The sequence below is a fragment of the Nonomuraea sp. NPDC052116 genome, from assembly GCF_040680035.1.
Classification (GTDB): Bacteria; Actinomycetota; Actinomycetes; order Streptosporangiales; family Streptosporangiaceae; genus Nonomuraea; species Nonomuraea angiospora_A.
The window spans coordinates 33,129-52,168 of the sequence record NZ_JBFAWA010000007.1; the positions used below are offsets into that span (position 1 = coordinate 33,129).

Annotated in this window: 16 protein-coding genes; 10 read left to right on the forward strand and 6 right to left on the reverse strand. The window is 72.9% G+C overall.

The genetic code is table 11. The features are described 5' to 3' along the window. Window positions 1–35 precede the first annotated feature (35 nt). The 4 genes from AB0L65_RS14910 to AB0L65_RS14925 form a co-directional block, all read right to left on the reverse strand. A complete protein-coding gene (locus AB0L65_RS14910; protein WP_364244911.1) occupies window positions 36–1,175 on the reverse strand; it encodes an alpha/beta hydrolase in 1,140 nt (379 codons plus the stop codon). Window positions 1,176–1,250: 75 nt separating this feature from the next. Further along, a complete protein-coding gene (locus AB0L65_RS14915; RefSeq protein WP_364244914.1) occupies window positions 1,251–3,092 on the reverse strand; it encodes a hypothetical protein in 1,842 nt (613 codons plus the stop codon). Between the two features lie 71 nt (window positions 3,093–3,163). Then, window positions 3,164–4,939, reverse strand: coding sequence for an ABC transporter ATP-binding protein (locus AB0L65_RS14920; RefSeq protein ID WP_364244917.1), 1,776 nt, complete (start codon window positions 4,937–4,939; stop codon window positions 3,164–3,166). Window positions 4,940–5,103: 164 nt separating this feature from the next. Then, entirely contained in the window at window positions 5,104–6,525 is a 1,422-nt protein-coding gene (locus AB0L65_RS14925) for a hypothetical protein (RefSeq protein WP_364244920.1), read from the reverse strand. Between the two features lie 133 nt (window positions 6,526–6,658). Between AB0L65_RS14925 and AB0L65_RS14930 the strand changes: the two genes are divergently transcribed. Continuing rightward, entirely contained in the window at window positions 6,659–7,324 is a 666-nt protein-coding gene (locus AB0L65_RS14930; RefSeq protein WP_364244923.1) for a sensor domain-containing protein, read from the forward strand. Between the two features lie 66 nt (window positions 7,325–7,390). Here AB0L65_RS14930 and AB0L65_RS14935 read toward each other — a convergent pair whose 3' ends face one another. Next, window positions 7,391–7,777 carry a hypothetical protein gene (locus tag AB0L65_RS14935; RefSeq protein WP_364244925.1) on the reverse strand — a complete coding sequence of 129 codons (387 nt, stop codon included), beginning with the start codon at window positions 7,775–7,777 and terminating at the stop codon, window positions 7,391–7,393. 168 nt (window positions 7,778–7,945) lie between these two features. Between AB0L65_RS14935 and AB0L65_RS14940 the strand changes: the two genes are divergently transcribed. The 3 genes from AB0L65_RS14940 (at window position 7,946) to AB0L65_RS14950 (ending at window position 11,685) form a co-directional block, all read left to right on the forward strand. Then, a complete protein-coding gene (locus AB0L65_RS14940) occupies window positions 7,946–9,982 on the forward strand; it encodes a histidine kinase (RefSeq protein WP_364244928.1) in 2,037 nt (678 codons plus the stop codon). Further along, complete coding sequence (locus AB0L65_RS14945; RefSeq protein WP_350723338.1) at window positions 9,979–10,638, forward strand: response regulator transcription factor; 660 nt, start codon at window positions 9,979–9,981, stop codon at window positions 10,636–10,638. Before AB0L65_RS14940 ends, AB0L65_RS14945 begins: the two co-directional genes overlap by 4 nt. A gap of 63 nt (window positions 10,639–10,701) precedes the next feature. Then, window positions 10,702–11,685: an aldo/keto reductase gene (locus AB0L65_RS14950; protein ID WP_364244932.1), complete on the forward strand. Its 984-nt coding sequence runs from the start codon at window positions 10,702–10,704 to the stop codon at window positions 11,683–11,685. Window positions 11,686–11,725: 40 nt separating this feature from the next. Here AB0L65_RS14950 and AB0L65_RS14955 read toward each other — a convergent pair whose 3' ends face one another. Then, window positions 11,726–12,781: a Glu/Leu/Phe/Val dehydrogenase dimerization domain-containing protein gene (locus AB0L65_RS14955; RefSeq protein WP_364244935.1), complete on the reverse strand. Its 1,056-nt coding sequence runs from the start codon at window positions 12,779–12,781 to the stop codon at window positions 11,726–11,728. A 305-nt stretch (window positions 12,782–13,086) separates the two neighbouring features. Between AB0L65_RS14955 and pqqA the strand changes: the two genes are divergently transcribed. The 6 genes from pqqA to AB0L65_RS14985 all read left to right on the forward strand — a co-directional run bounded on the left by pqqA (window position 13,087) and on the right by AB0L65_RS14985 (window position 19,037). Further along, window positions 13,087–13,242 carry a pyrroloquinoline quinone precursor peptide PqqA gene (pqqA, locus tag AB0L65_RS14960; RefSeq protein ID WP_225963807.1) on the forward strand — a complete coding sequence of 52 codons (156 nt, stop codon included), beginning with the start codon at window positions 13,087–13,089 and terminating at the stop codon, window positions 13,240–13,242. A gap of 12 nt (window positions 13,243–13,254) precedes the next feature. Then, window positions 13,255–14,064, forward strand: a complete 810-nt coding sequence (locus AB0L65_RS14965; RefSeq protein ID WP_364244938.1) for an MBL fold metallo-hydrolase — start codon at window positions 13,255–13,257, stop codon at window positions 14,062–14,064. Beyond that, complete coding sequence (pqqC, locus tag AB0L65_RS14970; protein WP_364244941.1) at window positions 14,061–14,732, forward strand: pyrroloquinoline-quinone synthase PqqC; 672 nt, start codon at window positions 14,061–14,063, stop codon at window positions 14,730–14,732. The genes AB0L65_RS14965 and pqqC overlap by 4 nt, the downstream gene beginning before the upstream one ends. Next, entirely contained in the window at window positions 14,729–14,968 is a 240-nt protein-coding gene (pqqD, locus tag AB0L65_RS14975) for a pyrroloquinoline quinone biosynthesis peptide chaperone PqqD (protein ID WP_364244944.1), read from the forward strand. The genes pqqC and pqqD overlap by 4 nt, the downstream gene beginning before the upstream one ends. Continuing rightward, window positions 14,965–16,014 (forward strand): pyrroloquinoline quinone biosynthesis protein PqqE, encoded by a 1,050-nt coding sequence (gene pqqE / locus AB0L65_RS14980; protein ID WP_364244947.1) that lies wholly within the window; start codon window positions 14,965–14,967, stop codon window positions 16,012–16,014. Before pqqD ends, pqqE begins: the two co-directional genes overlap by 4 nt. Window positions 16,015–16,187: 173 nt before the next feature. Next, window positions 16,188–19,037, forward strand: a complete 2,850-nt coding sequence (locus AB0L65_RS14985) for a BTAD domain-containing putative transcriptional regulator (RefSeq protein WP_364244950.1) — start codon at window positions 16,188–16,190, stop codon at window positions 19,035–19,037. The last annotated feature ends 3 nt before the right edge of the window (window positions 19,038–19,040 follow it).

Sequence of the window (19,040 nt, forward strand, 5' to 3'; positions counted from 1 at the left end):
GGGCCCGCACCCTCATGGGTGCGGGCCCGTTTTCGTCAGGGATTCTGGAAGGTCACCTCGGGATTGGCGGCGGACGGGCCGTCCAACAGCGGCTGGTGCTTGCCGCGTAGGTGCTGGTCGAAGAAGGCGCCCACATAGGCCGTGGTGATCTCGCCCGATCGTTCGCCCGAGAGCGGGGCGGAGGGGTCGACGACTCCCGCCTGCCCGCCGATGATCGGCAGGTCGATGAAGGTGAAGTGCCCGGAGTCGGCGACCGTCAGCCAGCGCTTCCAGCCGTCCAGCCGCTGCCAGGCCAGCGGCCAGCTCGTGTCGACGGTGTCGGGCGAGTGCTGGGCCTTGGTGCCGAGCATGAGGAAAGGCCGCTTACCGAGGCCGGACTGCGGGACCGGCGCGAAGAACGAGCCGTCCATGTCCACCCCCGCGCGGACGCGGCGGTCGGCGGCCATGACGGCGGCGGCGGCGTTGCCGCCCAGGGAGTGTCCGGCGGCGCCGATCCGCCCCGGGTCGATCATCTTCCAGCGCTTCCAGCGGGTCAGCTCGCCGACCACGAAGGAGAGGTCGGCTCCTCGGCCCTCGGCGGCCTTGGCCATCAGCTTCTTCTCCGCCTCGTCGGAGGGGGCCCGCTCGATCGCCTCGCAGGCGACGCAGGTCAGGGTACGGCCGCCGGGGAAGGCGGTCCCGTACGACTCGTAGGCGTGGTCCACGAGCGCGACGACGTACCCCTTGGACGCCAGCTCCTCGGCGAGCGTCGTCAGGGTGGCGCGGTTGAGCGTGAAGCCCGGCGAGAGCAGCACCAAGGGATGCCGGCCGCCGATCGGGCGGGCGCCGGCGCGGGCGTTCACGCGCACGCCGGCGAGCTGCTCGGCCTTGAACCTGGTGTCGAGCTTCAGCCCCTTGAGCAGGAGCCGGGCCTCCTCGACGGTCATGTACGGAGCGGGGCTGCCGCCGGTGGAGGCGGGGTAGTACATCGACACCATCAGCTCCCGCCCGTCCGCGGTGGGCACCCACGGGTCGGGACGCTTCCTGTCGACGAGGTGCAGGGTGTCGCGCCCGACCGCGTACTGCCCGGTGGGGCGGGGAATGGAGAGGGCTTCCGCGGAGGCGGCGGCCGCGGAAGCCGGAAACACGGCGCCCAGCAGGGCGACGAATGCGATCGCAAGACGGGATCTCATCATGGGCAGGAGCGTAAAAATAATGCCTCTGCCCCGGACACTCCCGAAAGGCCCGTTCGCTCCCTTACTTTCGTCAACCTAGTCGCCGGTAGCGCTCCGGTACTGGGCGGCGAGGGCGATGGTCTGCTGCGCGGTGTACGGGTCGAAGGTGCGCAGCGCCCGGGCGTCCAGGCCGGCCAGCAGCCGGGCGGCCTGCTCGGGGTCGCCGTCGCGGCGGACGTACTCGTTGTCCTGGAACCGGATCGACGGGCGGGCGGCGTCGAGCGCGGCGGTCCGGACGATCGCCGCCACGACCGGGTCATGGCTCCCGGTCTCGGCCTGGCGGCGCTCGCGTACGCCGGCCAGCGCCTCGCCCGCCGAGGCGAGGGCGTCGCTGCCGCCGAGAGCGAACCACGCGCCCGTCTCCGCCGCGTGCAGCACCTCGGCGTCGCGCTCCTCCGCCACGCCCTGCGGAGGTGTGATGCGGACGCGCAGCGGCTCGCCGGTGACCACCCACTGCACGGGCTCCCCCGCCGGGTCGCGGGCGGGGAGGCCGAGGACCGGCATGATGTCGTATTCGCCGGGTTCGGCGAAGGTGAAACCGGCCGAGCCGAAGGTGAGGTTGACGTTGTTGCTGATCGCCCCGCTGGGCGGGATGGTGAGCTTGGCGGTGGAGTCCATGGCGGCCATGCACCGCTGAGCGATCGGGGTGAACGCGGTCACGTCCGCCGGCGGATCGCTGCGGCGTACCAGGATCTCCAGCGGCCCGGCCTTCGGGTCGAGCACCCAGCGCTCCACCTCCAGGTCCGCCGCCGTGCGGTTCTCCAGGGTGACCTTGAGGAACACCGGCTGGCCGAAGGCGAAGACCGGCCCGGACTCGGGCGCGGCGAGCGTCAGCCGGTAGCCGTCGAACGGGATCTCCGGCGCGTACGGCGAGTGCCCGCCGGCCCCGTCGGCCCAGTAGCGAACGGAGTGGAAGGGCTCACCCCCGGGGATCAGCGCCGTCAACGGCCCGTGCCGAAGAAATGTCAGCTCGTCGGCGTCGAAGGTGAACGCGAACTCCCGCCAGTAGTCCTGCTCGTGCCCGCCGCCCAGGTATCGCCAGTCGTAGTTCATGAAGGAGGTCGAGTCGGCCCGGCCGACCACGCGCTCGAAGCGGTGGGCGAGGTTGAGCGCGTGCCCGAGCTCGTGCACGATGGTCCTGATGATCTTCTGATCCCTGGTCGCCCCCTGGAAGCCGGCGGTGAAGACCGCCGCGCCCTGCCGCTGGAGCAGCCCTTCGGCGTCGAACATCACGCCGGCCAGCCCGGGGATGGCCGCCCGGGACAGCAGGAGCAGATGCAGCTCCCACGCCCTGGCGCGCAGCGACGCGTCGCCCGTGATGAGCATGAGATCGCTCAGCATGGTGTAGAGCAGCGAGTCGTCCCAGGCTCCGGCGATCCCGGCGGGGATGGCGCTCGGCCGCCCGACGTCCTTGACCGCGAACCCGGCGCCCCGCAGGCAGCCGTTGATCGTGCGCTCCACGCCCTGGAAGATCACCGGGCTCGGCGCCGGGACGTTCTGCTCCAGCTCGATCTCCAGGCCCAGCTCGCGCAGCGCGTCGTCCTTGTGCTCGACGGGGACGACCACCTCGGTCTGGGTCGGCAACCCGTTCAGCGGGGCGTCGAGGACGAACGTGACCGACACGCCGTCGCTCTGCGCCAGGGCCAGCGACCCCGTCGTCTTATTGGTGGGACCGGCCTGCCAGATCGCCGGCCACTTGCCGTCGTCGAGCACGACCTTGGTGCCGGGCGCGGTGCGCGCCGACGCCAGGTACGCCTTCCGGCCGTCCGCCGCGGCCTGGAACACGTCCGCGCTGATCACCCCCGAGCCGTCCGCGTCCACCCGCAGCGTGACCGAGATGCCGCCGCTCTGCCCCTCGTAGCGTCCGTCCCTGATCATGGGATCTCCTCGATGTCGATTGCACCGTTCCAACGATGGGGCACGACAGGCCGGGATCGCATGAGTATCCCCTACTCAACCACCGCCTCAGCGACGATGGAGCTGTCGTCGTCCATCAGGAAGCCGCCGGACTGGTGCCGCCAGAGCCGGGCGTACGGGCCTTCGGTCTGGAGCAGCTCGGCGTGGGAGCCCTGCTCCACGATGCATCCCCGGTTGAGCACGACGAGCCGGTCCATCCGGACGACGGTGCTCAGGCGGTGGGCGACCACGAGCGCGGTGCGGTCGCGCATCAGGTGCCACAGGGCTTCCTGGACGAGGATCTCGCTCTCGGAGTCGAGGGCGCTGGTGGCCTCGTCCAGCAGCAGGATCGGGGCGTCGCGCAGGATGGCGCGCGCGAGCGCGAGGCGCTGCCGCTGGCCGCCGGAGAGCTTGACGCCGCGCTCGCCGACCAGGGTGTCGAAGCCGTTCGGCAGGGACTCGGCGAACTCCGTGACGTGCGCCGCCCGCGCCGCCGCGAGGATCTCGGCGTCGGTGGCGCCCGGCCGGGCGAACGCGATGTTGTCACGCACCGACCGGTGGAACATGGCGGGTTCCTGGGGGACGTACGCGATGAGGCTGCGCAGGTCGGCCTGGCGCAGCCGGGAGATGTCCTGGCCGCCTATCAGGATCCGGCCCGCGTCGACGTCCATGAGGCGCAGCAGCAGCCGGGTGAGGGTGGTCTTGCCGCCGCCGGACTGGCCGACCAGTCCGATCTTGGTACCGCTGGGGACGTCCAGGTCCAGGCCCTCGAACAGGGGCAGGGCACCCTCGTGCGCGAACCTCACCCGCTCGAAGCGGACGCTCGAGTCGGCCGGGCGCAGCGGCTGCGGGTCGGCGGAGTCCAGCACGGTCGGCGGCACGAGGAGGAGTTCGGTGAACTGGGCGGCCTCGGTGAGCACGCTCTCGATCCGCCGGTAGATCTGGTTGAACTCGAACATGATGCTGATCGCGCTCGTGTAGTAGGAGAACGTCACCACGATGGCCTCCACGCCGAGACCGCCCCGCAGCACCACGGCGAGGAGCAGGCCGACGGCGCTGGTGAGGACCGAGATCGGGGCGACGACCGTGTCCACCCGCAGGTTGCCGTAGTCCCAGGACCGCAGCGCCAGCCGCTGCTGCTCGGCGATCCTGGCCCGGTGCTCGGTGGCTTCGCGGTCCTCGGCGGCGAACGCGCGGACCGTCTCCATGTTGGCCAGCACGTCGGCCACGTGGCCCGACACCAGCACCCTGGCGGCCTCGCGCTCGTCGACCAGCGCCTGGCGACGGCGGATCAACGGGGCGACGAGCACGCCGGTGACGACGATGAGACCGATGAGAACGAGGACCAGCAGCGGGTGATACTGCCACAGCACCACCGAGGCGAAGGCCAGCGGCATCAGCTTGGCCATGATCGAGAAGGTGAGCGTGTCGGCGAAGTCCTCGAACCGGGAGGAGAATCCCAGCACCCGCTTGGTCAGCGAGCCGGCGAAGTTGTTGTGGAAGAACGCGGCGTCCTTGGTCAGCAGCTCCTCCATGCCCACCACGCCGAGCCGTTCGATGCCCCGGGCGTCCGTGCGGTTGAGGAAGTGCAGCCCGATCCGCCACAGCACCTCGCCCGCCAGCAGCATTGCGCCGAAGGCGAGCACGTACGGCAGGAGCGTGGCGACGCTGCCGTCCCCGCCCCCGGCCAGCTGCCCCACCAGCCCGGCCACCGCCAGCGGCGCCAGGTAGGACAGGCAGATGTTGCCCAGCGCCGGCATGGTGAGCGCGGGCACCGCGACCCACCGCTGGCGGATCAGCTCACCGCAGTAGTAGCGCAGTGCCAGCATGATCGCCGACCTCCGCGCAGATGGATTGCCTGGGGAATCCTGAAGTGTTCCGAGCACAGCCATCCGCCCTCCCGAATGCAGACACCGCCCCGCTAAATGCTGCCGTCCGGGGGTACGAGGGAGCGAACGATTTTCCGGCCGCCGCCCCCTCGTACGACGCGGGCTTACTGGATTGCGCCGGATTGGGAGAGAAGGTCCTGATACCAGGTGTCGTACGGGTGGTTGGTCGCCGGGTAGTTGGCGAGCGGGCTGGTCGCGTCGCCGGTCGAGTCGAAGTCCCAGCCCCGTACCAGCCGTCCCGCCTGCCGCGCCGCGGTGATGAACGAGGACTGCGTGGCGGGCGCGGCGTAGAACAGCGCGCCCTGCTGGAGCTCCGCGCTGTCGCCCTGCTGGAACTCGTCGAAGGCGACCTGCTGGTAGCGGATGCGGTCGCCGGTGTACCTGTCGGTGTCGATGCGCAGGGTCTGCGAGGGGGTCGGGCCGTCGGCGCCGGTCCACACGCGCACGCGTGACGTGCCGCTGGCCGAGGTGGTCTTGTCGTAGCGGGCGTCGGAGGTCTTGGCGTTGCCGCTCCACGAGACCGCCATCGCGCCGGCGTCGAGCACGCCGTCCCAGTCCCAGTTCTGGCTGCTGCTCTGGCTGCGGTGGATCTCGCGCAACTGCGTGCCCGCCGGATCGGTGAACCTGATCGTCGGCAGGACGCCGTCGTCGTACTTGTGGCTGGCCGACCAGGTGATCTCGCCGTCGGCGCCGAGGCGGCCCACGCGGTACCACAGCGTGGTCGCGGTCTGGGACTGGTGGACCTCGACCAGGTCGCCGTTGTCGTTGAGGGCGACGGCCGGCGTCACGCCGTTGTCGTACTTGCCGTGGCGCAGCCAGGTCACGCGGCCGTCGGCGCCGTACGTGCCGGACCAGTACCAGAGCGCGCCCGCACCCGAGTCGTGCACCTCCACGACCTGGCCGCGGCCGTTGATCGCGACGGCCGGGTTGGAGCCGACGTCGCGCTTGTACAGGGTGCGGGTCGTCCCGTTTCCGGAGATCAGGGGCAGCACCCGGCCGCGCAGCGCGTCCACCGTCGGCGGGGTCGCCGGGTAGTCCTTGGCCCAGAGCAGCCGCGAGCCGAAGACGGAGACGAACTCCTGGTTGAGCGCCGCCAGGTTGCCGGCCGCGTACGAGGTGTTGTCGGTCAGGTCGTCCTTGATGTCGAGGGCGACGACGATCGGCGCGGCGGTGGGATGCTGCGCGGACCAGGTGTTGATCACCTTGAGCCAGTCGCGCAGGAGGTTGGAGGCGGGGTTGCCGGAGTGGTCGACCTGGTTGCCCGGGGAGTCGTGGCCGATGGAGTAGTCGTTCGAGGTGGCGTAGCCGTTGTCGTGTATGTCGAGTTCGATGAAGCGGATGCCGTGGTCGAGCTGGTAGGCGATCGAGTTCTTGGCGCCGGCGACGTTGCCCGAGTAGCTGTTGTGCGTGGCGCGGAAGATCGCCGAGGGTAACGGCGGGTCCGCCTGCGCCTCGGCGGGTCCGCTGATCAGCAGCGCGGACGCGGCGAGGGCGAGCGCGGACAGGACGGTTCGTGATCGGAGCATGCTCTGATCATCACGTCGGAGATCTTTCCCGACAATACTGCTGCCGAGGCCGTTCAGGTAGGGCTGGCCCTACCATGCACACGCCCGTGCGCAGGGTCGATGCGTCATGGTCCCGGCTCGTAGCGTCTTTCCCATGAGAACCCTCCAGCGCCGCCTCGCCACCGACACCCGCTACACCCTGCTCGGCCTCCCGCTCTCCGTCGCCTCCTTCGCCACCACCGTCATCGGTGTCTCGGCGGGCCTGGGCAGCGCGGTCGCCTTCGTCGGCCTGCCGGTGCTGGCCGCGACGGCCGCCGCGGCCAAGCACCTCGCCGACCTCGAACGCGTTGCGCTCCCCGACGTGCTCGGCCACCCCGTCGCCCGCCCGGCGTACACCCCCGTCCCCGAGGGCGCGGGCTGGTTCCGCCGCGTGATGAACCCGCTGACCAGCGGGCAGGCGATGATGGACCTGCTGCACGGGATCATCGCGCTGCCGTTCGCGCTGGCCGCCTTCGTCCTCAGCGCCGTGTGGTGGGCCGGAGCCATCGCCGGCCTCACCTTCCCCATCTACGGCTGGGCCATCGCCCGGATCCCCGGCGCCCTCGAGAACGGGCTGCCCGAGTGGCTGGGACTCGCCGCCACCCCCACGACGTTCGTGCTCGTCACCACGGCGGTCGGCGCCCTGTTCGCGCTGACGCTGGTGCCGGTGGTCCGGATGGCCGCCCTGCTCAAGGCGGGCGTGGCGCAGACCATGCTCACCCGCGCCGTCCACCCGGAGCCCGCCGCGACCCGCGAGCCCACCTGGGTGATCGCCCGATGACCCAGCATGGCCGCCTCTGCCCCGCGTAAGCCGGGCAGAGGCGGCCATCGTCATTTTCAGGACAGGTCAGGCGCGCAGCACCTGGACCACGCGTACGCCGCTGAAGACCCCCATCGCCAGGTGCGCCCCGACGAGGGCGACCTGGAAGAGCCGCAGGGACACGGTGAGCCGCGGGTCGTCGTAGCCGCCGTCGTAGAAGCCGGAGACGAACGCGAGAACGCCCGCGATCGCGAGCAACCCCGCGGAGACCGCGGCCACGCCGCGGTGGCGGCGGGTGGTCCCGAAGGCCAGGAGGGCCTGGACGATCATCATGGGGAGCGGCGCGGACAGGCGCGCCTCGGAGCCGAGCGCGTCGAGCAGGGTCGGGCTGAGGCCGGTGCCGACGGAGATCAGGGCGCCCGTGACGTCCATGACGAGCAGCACGGCGACCAGGGCGGGGACGGGGCGGTTCATGGTGATTCCTCCGTGTGTCGATGGAGCAACCATGGGCGCCCGGCCGTCCGCGTTTCACGAGGCCACGGTCATGATCGCGACGGGACGTCCGGTCCCGGCCGGGCGGGACGTGACAGTCGGGACATCCTGTCCCGTGACCTGCGCACGCGCGGCGGGCACAATGGCGCCGTGTCACCACGCGACAGGCAGGCCAAGGCGGGCGCCGCCGCCGGCGCGGCCCTCACGCTGGGCCTCACCGCGGCCGGCATCGTGCTGCACGTCGCCGACGGGCAGACGCCCGGCAACCCCGATCTCATGGCGTGGTGGCCGATGAGCGCGACGGCCGCCTGCTCGTACGGCCTGATGGGCGCCTGGCTCGCCGGCGCGCGCCCGCGGCTCGTCATCGGCTGGCTGCTGCTGGCGATCGGCCTCCTCCAGGCGATCAGCTTCGCCGGCCCCCAGTACGCCGTGCACGCGCTGGCGGTCGGGCACCCGCTGCCGGGCGCCGAGGCCGCGCTGTGGGTCGGAAACTGGACGTGGCGCACCGGGTTCGCCCTCATCGCCCTGGTGCTGCCGCTGCTGCTGCCCGACGGGCGGCTGCTGGGGCGTGGCTGGCGCCCGGCGATGTGGCTGGCGGCGGCCGGCGTGCTGGCGGCGAGCGTGGACGCGGCGAGGACCGGCTACACCGTGGACGCGCCCAGCCTGATCGGCACCTACCTGCGCAATCCCGTCGGTGTGGACCGGCTGCCGCCGTGGCTGGGGCTGGCGGTGAACGCGGTTCCGGCGGCCGCGCTGGCGTTCGCCCTCGTGTGCCTGTGGCTCCGATGGAGCGAGGGCGGCCTGTCGCAGCGGCAGCAGCTCAAGTGGATCGGGCTCGGGTTCGCGGCCACGGTGGTGCTGTTCGGGCTGGGGTTCCCGCTCGGCCCGGTGGTGACCGCGGCGGCGATGCTGCCGCTGCCGCTCGGGTGCCTGGTGGCGGCCATGCGGTATGGGCTGTGGGACGTCGACGTGGTCGTCAGCCGGTCCCTGCGCTACACCCTGCTCCTGCTGTGCGCCCTGGTCGGTTACACCGCGCTGGTGGACGTCCTGAGCGGCCTGCTCGGGCGTTCGACCGGCGCGCCGCTGGTCGCCGTGGCGGTGGTGGCGCTGGCCGGCCGCCCGCTGGAAGGGCTGCTGCGGGGCCGGGTCAACCGGCTGGTGCACGGCCGGAGCGAGGACCCGTACGCGGTGCTGGCCGGCATCGCCCGGCGCCTGGACGCCGCCCGCGACGCGGACGTGGTCGGCGCCGAGCTGCTGCCCGAGATGACCCGCACGGTGGCCTCGACGATGCGCCTGCCGTACGTGGCGATCGAGCTGGCGGACGGCGAGCGCGTCGCGCACGGGAGCCCCGTGGCGGAGACCGAACGCCTCCCCCTGCGTTACGGCGGTGCCGACGTCGGCACCATGCTGGTCGGCCACCGCGCCGACGGGCTGAGCCGGGCCGAGCGCAGGCTGCTGGCCTCCCTCGCCGCGTCCGCCGGGGTGGCCGTGCACACGGTCGCCCTGACGCGGGACCTGGTGCGCTCGCGCAAGCAGCTCGTCACCGCGCGGGAGGAGGAGCGGCGGCGGCTCTACCGGGAGCTGCACGACGGCTTCGGCCCCCTGCTGGCCGCGGCGGCGCTGCAGGCCGAGACCGCCCGCGACCTGATCGGCGAGGACCGGGCGGCGGCGACGCGGCTGCTGGACAAGGTGGTGCCGCGGCTGCGCGGGGCGGTGGACGACGTCCGCGGGATCGTGCACGGCCTGCGCCCGCCCGCCCTCGACGATCTCGGCCTGCCGTCGGCCGTGCGCGAGCTGGCCGGCCGGTTCGCCGGCGCGCGCCTGCGGATCGACGTCGAGATCGCCGAACCCCTGGAGCCGGCGCCGGCCGCCGTCGAGGTCGCCGCGTACCGCATGGTGGCCGAGGCCCTGACCAACACCACCCGCCACGCGGGCGCGGCCACGGCCCGGGTCGAGCTGCGGCGCGAGGCGGACGACCTGCGGGTCGTGGTCGAGGACGACGGCCGCGGAATGCCGCCGGCGCCGGTGCCGGGCATGGGGGTGGCGTCCATGCGGGCCAGGGCGCGCGAGCTCGGCGGTGACCTGACCATCGGCGCCGGGACCGGCGGCGCCGGAACCCGCGTCGAGGCCCGCCTGCCGCTGCACACGCGCGGCGAGATCGAGCTGACCGAGGAGGTGCCCGCGTGAGGGTGCTCGTCGTCGATGACCATCCGCTCTACCGGGAGGGACTCATCACCGCCCTGGAGGCGCTGCCGGACGTCGAGGTGGTCGGGGAGGCGCCCGACGGGCACGAAGCCGTCCGGCTCGCCGCCGAGCTGACGCCGGACATCGTGGTGATGGACCTCAACCTGCCCGCGCGCGACGGCGGCCCGGCGCTCAACGGCATCGACGCCACCCGCGAGATCGTCCGGCACCGCCCGGAGATCGCGGTGCTGGTCCTGACGATGCTGGACGGCGACGACTCGGTGTTCGCGGCGATGCGGGCGGGCGCGCGCGGCTATCTCGTCAAGGGCGCCGACCGGCAGGAGATCGCGCGGGCGCTGCGGGCCGTCGGCAGCGGCGAGGTGGTCTTCAGCGCGGCGATCGCGGGGCGGGTGCTGTCGTGGTTCGCCTCCGGCGGCCGGGCCGCGACCATGCCGTTCCCCGAGCTGACCGAACGCGAGCGCGAGGTGCTCGATCTCGTGGCCCGCGGGCTGACGAACGCCGCCATCGCCAAGCGGCTGTTCCTGTCGGACAAGACGGTCCGCAACCACGTGTCCAACGTCTTCACCAAGCTGCAGGTCGCCGACCGCGCCGAAGCCGTCGCCCGGGCCAGGGACGCGGGCCTGGGCACGGGCGGCTGATCACCTCGTACGGACCGGCGGCCCGTCGGCAGCCGATCCCGGCGTATGTGGTCAACTGACGGCATGACTGCGGAGAGCTGGGACGGGATGGGTGTGCGTGAGCTGGGCCACACGGGACTGCGGGTGACACCCGTGGGGATCGGGCTGGCCGCGCTGGGGCGGCCGGCGTACATCACGCTCGGCCGGGAGGAGGACCTCGGCGATGATCGCAGCGTCGGCGCGATGCGGGCCCGGAGCTGGGCGGTCCTGGACGCGGCGCTGGCGGCCGGGGTGCGGTACTTCGACGTGGCCCGCTCGTACGGCCGGGCGGAGGAGTTCCTCGGCGGCTGGCTGCGCGAGCGCGCCATCGCGCCCGGGGCGGTGACCGTGGGATCGAAGTGGGGGTACGCCTACGTCGGCGACTGGCGGATGCAGGCCGACCGGCACGAGGTGAAAGAGCTGTCCGCCGGGCAGCTGCGACGGCAGCTCGACGAGACGCGGGAGCTGCTGGGCGAGCACCTGTCGCTGTACCAGATCCACTCGGCCACCCTGGAGAGCGGCGTGCTCGACGACCGGGACGTCCTCGCCGGGTTGCGCGAGCTGCGCGCCTCCAGCGTGTCGGTCGGCCTGTCCACGACCGGCCCACGTCAGGCGGACACCATCGACCGGGCGGTCGGGCTCGGCCTGTTCGACACGGTCCAGGCGACCTGGAACCTGCTCGAACCGTCCGCCGGCCCGGCCCTGGACCGGGCCCATCGCGCCGGGCTGGGAGTGATCGTCAAGGAGGGCGTGGCGAACGGCCGCCTGACCGCCCACGCCGCTCCGGACGCGCTCGCCCGCGCCGCCCGGGAACGCGGCCTCACCCCGGACGCTCTGGCCCTGGCCGCGATCCTGGCCAGGCCGTGGGCCGGCGTGGTGCTGAGCGGGGCCGCGTCGGTGGAGCAGCTCCACAGCAATCTCGCCGCGGTCCACGTCGCCTGGGACCCGGACCTGGACGAGCGGCTCGCTGCCCTGGCCGAAGAACCCGAGACCTACTGGGCAACCCGGGGCTCGCTGACCTGGCAGTGATCCCAGGCGGCCGGTCGCTCAGGGCTCGCCGGCCCTCGGCTCATCCGGCAGGCCGTCCCGCCCGGGCTGCGTCGAGGCGGCGGCGGGCCAGGTCCGTCGCGGCCCGGGCGGGGGTGACGTTCCGGTGTTCGGCCTCCTGGAGCAGCTCGGTGACGGTGTGCTCGATGGCCTCGACGCGTACGCGGGCCTCCTCGGGGCTCTCGTGACGCAGTTCCACGGCGAGCGCGTTGACGGCGCCGCCCGCGCTGACGACGTAGTCCGGCACCCAGACGATGCCGCGCCCGTGCAGCAGGTCGGCGACGGGTTCGGTGGCCAGCTGGTTGTTGGCGGGCCCGGCGATGGCGGCGCAGCGCAGCTCCGGTACGACGTCCCCGGTGAGGATGCCGCCGAGCGCGGCCGGGACGAGGATGTCGACCTCGGCGGTGAGGGCTTCCCCGGGCGAGGTCCAGGTCGCGCCGAGCTCGCGGGCCGGGGCCCGCTTGGCGGGGTCGATGTCGCTGACCAGGAGTTCGGCTCCCTCCTCGGCGAGCAAGCCGGCCACGCGGAGGCCCACGCTGCCGAGTCCCACCAGCGACACGCGCGCGCCCTTGAGGGCTGAGGTGCCGTGGAGGCGGTGGCGTACGGCGCGCAGGGCCGCCAGCGTGCCGAGCGCGGTGGCCGGCGAGGAGTCGCCGCTGCCGCCCTGCTCCACCGGCCGGCAGAAGACGTGGGCGGTACGTTCGCCGATGACCGCCATGTCCTCGGGGCTCGTCCCGACGTCCGGACCGGTCGCGTACGTGCCGTCCAGGGACGCGACGGCGTCCGCCACGTCCTCCAGGAGCTTGCGGCGCAACGCCGGATCCAGCTCGGTGCCCTCGGGCACGGCGACGACGGTCTTGCCGCCGCCGTTGGCCAGCCCGGCCACGGCGCACTTGGCGGTCATGCCGGCCGACAGGCGCAGCGCGTCGGCGAGCCCGTCGCGCCAGTCGGCGTAGCGCCAGACGCGGCATCCGCCGACCGCCTGGCCGAGCGCCGTCGAGTGGACGGCGACGATCACCGGCAGTCCGGAGCGCGGGCCGGTGCGGATGGCGACGTGTTCGTGGTCGAGTTCGGGCACGGCTCCGGTCCCTCCGGTCGAGCGGCATCAGGGCTCAAGCGTCCGCCATACGCCGGGGCGCATGCCCCTCGGCCCGAACGAACGGCCGGAAATCGGCGCGACCGCGCGAACGAGACGAACTTCGTTTGGCGATCGGGCGGCTTCACCGATCGAATGGCGAGACATCGGATGAACGATCCCGTCGGCCACGCCCATGCCCGGAAAGTTTCCGGAAATCGGCGATATAGCTCCGATCTAAGGCATTGACGTCCGCCATCTCACAGGGTCATATCGGTTGTAACACCCTACGGAAGGCAGGTACGCATATGTCCCAGCCGAAAGAGCAGGGCAAGAAGCAGCCTCGCAGGATCCACGAGAAGAAGGTCAGGACCCGCGGCGAGGAGACGACCTGGCACAAGCCCGACTACCAGGTCGTCGAGGCATCGATGGAGATGACCGCGTACTTCCTGGCCACCCGGTAACCGGGCGCCGCCATGCGACTGCAGGTGCTCGGCACCGCGGCCGGTGGCGGCGTGCCCCAGTGGAACTGCGCGTGCCCCGGCTGCTCCGGGGCGCGCGCCCATCCGGGCCGCCGCCGACGTCACGCCAGCCTGGCCGTCCAGCTCGACGACGGCGCTTACGTGGTCAACGCCACGCCCGACATCGCCGAGCAGATCGAGTCGTGCGCGTGGCTGCGCCCGGGGCCGGGCCCCCGCGAGTCGCCGCTGAAGGGCGTGATCCTCACCGACGCCGAGCTCGACCACACGATCGGCCTGCTCAGGCTCAGGGAGGCCGACGCGCTGGAGGTGCGCTCCACCCCGGTCGTACGGGACGCGCTGCGCCCCTTCGCCGAGCTCCTGCGCCCCTACCTCCAGCTGACCTGGGCCGACGCCGCCACCATCCCGGTGTCGGGCAAGCGTCCCCGGTACGCCGCGGGCTCCCCCGAAGCCACGGGCTGGGTGTCGGCGCTGCGCCTCGGGCCGCTGGTGTACGCCCCCGCCATGGGGGTCTGGCCGGACGAGCTGGACGAGGCGTTCCGGCAGGCCGCGTGCGTGATCGTGGACGGCACGTTCTGGGACGACGAGGAGCCCCGCAGTACCGGGATCTCCGCCAGGACCGCCACCCAGATGGGCCACCTGCCGATCGAGGCGACCATGGAACGGCTCTCCAAGCTGCCCGGCCGCCGCCTGTACACCCACCTCAACAACACCAACCCCCTCGTGGACCCGGCGGCCGAGCAGCACGAGGTGCTGGCCGACCTGGGGATCGAGGTGGCCGCCGACGGGATGGTGATCGACCTTTGAACGGCTTCGAGGCCGAGCTGCGCGCCGTACCGGAGAAGCGTTACCACCACCTGCACCCGTTCAACCAGCGCATGCACGCGGGTGAGCTGACCCGGGACGAGCTGCGGGGCTGGATACTCAACCGCTTCCACTACCAGCGGCACATCCCGGTCAAGGACGCGTTCGTCCTGGCCAAGCTGGCCACGCCCGAGCTGCGCAGGATGTGGTTGCGCAGGATCCAGGACCACGACGGCGCCGCGCCCGGCGAGGGCGGCATCGAGCGGTGGCTGCGCCTGGGCGAGGCGGCCGGGCTGGAGCGGTCGCTGCTGCTGTCGGGCGAGAGCGTGCTGCCCGGCGTGCGGCTGGCCGTCGACGGCTACGTGAACCTGTGCCGCAACGGCTCCGCGCTGGAGGCCGTCGCGGCGTCGCTGACCGAGCTGTTCGCCCCGGACCTCATGCGGACGAGGATCGCCGCCTTCGAACGGCACTACCAGTGGATAGATCCGGACGGACTGCGATATTTCCAGGTACGCGTCTCCCAGGGCCGCCAGGACAGCGGCGAGGCCCTGACCCTGGTGCTCGACTGGGCGCGGACGCGCGCCGATCAGGAGAAGGCCGTCGCGGCGCTCGCCTACAAGTGCGACCTCCTGTGGTCCTTGCTCGACGCCGTGGACGGGGCGTACCGATGACCTGGCGTCCGGTGCTGTCCCGCGCGGCCATGCTCCGCCACGACCCCGTACGCGGGGCGGACCTGCTGATCGTGCCCGAGCGGATCGTCGTGCTCAACGCCGAGGCCGCGGCCATCGTCGCCCTGTGCGACGGCGCGCGGACCGTGGCGGACATCGTCGCCGAGCTGCCCGAGGGCGCGGAGCCCGACGTCGTGGAGTTCCTCGAACGGGTCCGGGCCGAGGGCTGGCTCCGGTGAGCGCCCCCTGGGCCATGCTGGCCGAGCTCACGCACGCGTGCCCGCTACGCTGCCCGTACTGCTCGAACCCGACCGAGCTGGCGGCCAGGTCGAGCGAGCTGGACACCGGCGAGTGGCGGCGGATATTCGGCGAGGCGGCGGCGCTGGGCGTCGTGCACGCGCATCTGTCCGGTGGCGAGCCGCTGCTGAGACCCGACCTGGCGGAGATCGTGGCGGCGGCCGACCGCGCGGGCGTCTACACGCAGCTGGTCACCAGCGGCGTCGGGCTGAGCGAGCGCAGGACGGGCGAGCTGGCGGCGGCGGGGTTGCGCAGCGTGCAGCTGTCGGTCCAGTCGGCCACGGCGCCGGAGTCGGACCGGATCGCCGGGGTCGCGTCGTTCGCGAAGAAGGAGCGGGCCGCCGCGGCGGTGGTGGCGAGCGGGCTGCCGCTCGGGCTCAACGTGGTCCTGCACCGGGCCAACCTGGACGCCGTCGGCGAGATCATCGAGCTCGGGCTGGCGTGGGGCGTGGAGCGCATCGAGCTGGCCAACACCCAGTTCTACGGGTGGGGGCTGCTCAACAGGTCCGCGCTGCTGCCGACCAGGGAGCAGCTCGCCCGCGCCGAGGCCGTAGTCCAGAAATATCGGGAGAAGACGGATGTTGAGCTGATCTGGGTGATCCCTGACTATTTCGACGGCGTGCCCAAACCCTGCATGGGCGGCTGGGGCGCGATCTCGATCACCGTCGCGCCCGACGGCCGCGTGCTGCCCTGCCCGGCGGCGTACGACCTGCCGCTGGACCTCCCCAACGCCCGCGATCACTCGCTCGGCTGGATCTGGGAGCACTCGCCCGCTTTCAACGCCTACCGGGGCACCGGCTGGATGCGCGAGCCGTGCGCGAGCTGCCCGCGCAAGACGCTCGACTTCGGCGGCTGCCGCTGCCAGGCGTACGCGCTGACCGGCGACGCGAGCCGTACCGATCCGGCCTGCGGGCTCTCCCCCGACCACCACCTCGTCACGGAGCTGACGGCGGAGGGCACGTTCACCTACAGGCGGCCGGCGCGCTAGGAGCCCTCCGCGTATGCGCGACGTCAATCCGCCGTGGACGACCGCGCCCTACGGTCGGCGTCATTCACCTTTGCCGCCGACCGAAGAAGGCAACCATAGACCGCTCTGGACAAGGTCAACGCGATCTGCACCTGATAGGCGGAGAAAGGCGGTGACCTCTCCTGACCGAGCGGATGTGGTTCACGCTCCTGGGCCCGGTGCGCGTGCTGCGGGAGGAGCGCGAGGTCCGGCTGGGCGGGCCGCAGCAACGTGCCTTCCTGGCCCTGCTGCTGGCCGCCGCGGGACAGCCCGTCGGCGTCGATGACCTGGTCGACGGCCTGTGGGGGCAGGACCCGCCGCCCACCGCGCTCAACGTGCTGCATCGGAACGTGGGAAGGCTGCGCCGGGCGCTGGAGCCCGGGCTGCCGGCGCGGGAGGCGGGCCGGTGGCTGCTGCCCGCGGCGGGGGGTTACCGGCTCGCGGTGGACGCGGCCGGCGCGGACCTTCTCCTGTTCCGGGAGCAGGTGGCGCGGGCCCGCGCGGCCGCCGCCGAGGATCGGCCCGCCGAAGCGGTGGACCACTATGTGCGGGCGCTGGGGTTGTGGCAGGGGGCCGTGGCCGCCGGGATCCCGCCCGCGGTCCGTGCCCGGCCGGTCTTCGTCGCCCTGGACCGGGAGTACGCGGCGGCGGTGGGCGTGGCCGCCAACTACGCGCTGGCCGTCGGCAGGCCCGCGCCGCTGCTGCCGGCCGTACGGGCGGCGGCCGAGCGGGAGCCGCTGGACGAGCTGCTGCAGGCGCGGCTGGTTCAGCTGCTGGCCGCGACCGGCCGCCAGAGCGCGGCCCGCGACCACTATCTCCTGGTCCGCGCCCGGCTGGCCGAGGATCTGGGCATCGACCCCGGGCCGGAGCTGACCGCCGCGGGAGAGGACGTGGCGCACCGTCCGCCCGTACGGCCCGGGGCGTGGGCGAGTGTGGCCAGGCCCGCTCAGCTGCCCGCCGATCCGCCGGTCTTCGAGGGGCGCCACGCGGAGCTGGCACAGCTGCCGGCCACGGAGGAGGGCCACGCCGGGCCGGACGCGGCGCAGGTCAGGGTCATCTACGGCATGGGCGGCATCGGCAAGACCACCCTGGCCGTGCACTGGGCGCATCAGGTCGCCCACCACTACGCCGACGGGCAGCTGTTCCTGAACCTGCGCGGCTTCCACCCGAGCGACCAGGCGATGAGCGCCGGTGAGGCACTGGACGCGCTGCTGGCCGGCCTCGGCGTGGCCGCGGAGGAGATCCCGGTCGACGTGGAGGCGCGAACCGCGCTGTTCCGCGACCGCGTCGCCGGACGGCGGATGCTCCTCCTGCTCGACAACGCCCGGGACGCCCGGCAGGTACGCCCGCTGCTGCCCGAGTCCCCCGGCTGCCTCGTCATCGTGACCAGCCGCAACCGGCTCGACGGACTCGACAGTGCCCACCCGCTGGTCCTGGAACCGCTGCCGGCCCGCGAGGCCGCCGACCTGCTGCGTTCCCGGCTGGGTGCGGCGCGGTTGGAGGCGGAGCCGGACGCGACCGCCCAGATCCTGTCCCTGTGCGGCGGGCTGCCGCTCGCGCTGGTCGCCGTCGCCGCCCAGGCCCTGACCCACCCGTCCTTCACGCTGGCGTCCATCGCGGCCGAGCTGCGCCAGGCGCGCGGCAACCTGGACGGCTTCACCGGCTTCGACGCGACGGCGGCCCCGCAGGCGGTGTTCTCCTGGTCCTACCGCGCGCTCACCCCGGCGGCGGCCCGGCTGTTCCGGCTGCTCGGCACCGCGCCGGGGCCCGACATCAGCGCCTCGGCCGCGGCCGGTCTGGCCGGGCTGAGCCTTTCCGGCGTGCGCCCGCCGCTGCTGGAGCTCACCGCCGCCCACCTGCTCACCGAGCACGTGCCGGGCCGCTTCACGTTCCACGACCTGATCCGCGCGTACGCCGCCGAGACGGTCGCCGAGGAGGAGGCGGATCACGATGTCACGGCCGCCCTGCACCGGCTGCTGGACCACTACCTCCGTACGGCGCACCGCTGCTCGGAGCTGATCAAACCGGGCCAGAACACGATTCCCTTCCCCGAGCCGCGGGACGGCGTCGCCCCGGACCCGATCGACGACACGGTCCGGGCGCTGGCCTGGTTCGGCGCCGAGGAGGATGCCGTCCTCGCCACCATCGAGCACGCCGCCCGGCTCGGGCTCGATCACCATGTCGCGCATCTGGCCTGGTCGGCGCATACGTACCTGATCCTGATGCGCCCGGCGGAGCGGGTGCTGGCGCTGGCGCGGACCGCGGTGCGGGCCACGGAGCGGCTCGGTGACCCGCGCATGCACGCCCACGCCCTGCACGCGCTCGCGTCGGCGTGCACGCGTGCCGGGCTGCCCGGCGAGGCGCACGACGCCTACCGTCGCGCTTTGAGCCTGTTCACCGAACTGGGGGACGTGAAGGGCCAGTCCGTCGCCCACCTCGAACTGACCCGCCTGCACGACCGGCAGGGCCGTTACCAGGAGGCGCTGCGCCACGCGCGGCGCTGCCTCGTGCTGTCCCGCCAGGAGGGAGCGACCCCGTTCGAGGAAGCCGGCGCCCTGAATGCGGTGGGCTGGGTGCTGATCCGGCTGGGCGAGCCGCGCGCGGGCCTGGCGTACAGCCGGCGGTCGCTGAAGCTGCAGACCAACGTGGTCGGCCAGAGCTTCGTCCTCTACACCATCGGCTGGGCGCATCACCTCCTGGGAGAGCACCGTGCGGCGATCGACAACTACCGCAGGTCCCTGGCGCTGGGCGACGGCCAGAGCTGGCACGGTCGCGACCACGACGCTCTGGTGCTGGAGCGGCTCGGCGACGCCTGGCATGCCGCCGGCGATCCCGACGCGGCCCGGTCGAGCTGGCGGGCCGCCCTGGAACGCCTCTACGACTCCCGGACCGAGGCCAGGGCGGCCATCACCGCCAAACTCGACGGCGGATCACCCCAGGGGCAGGACCGCCCGGTCCCCGCGAACGGTGCGTCAGCCCAGGGGCAGGACCCGGGGTCGCCGTGAGCG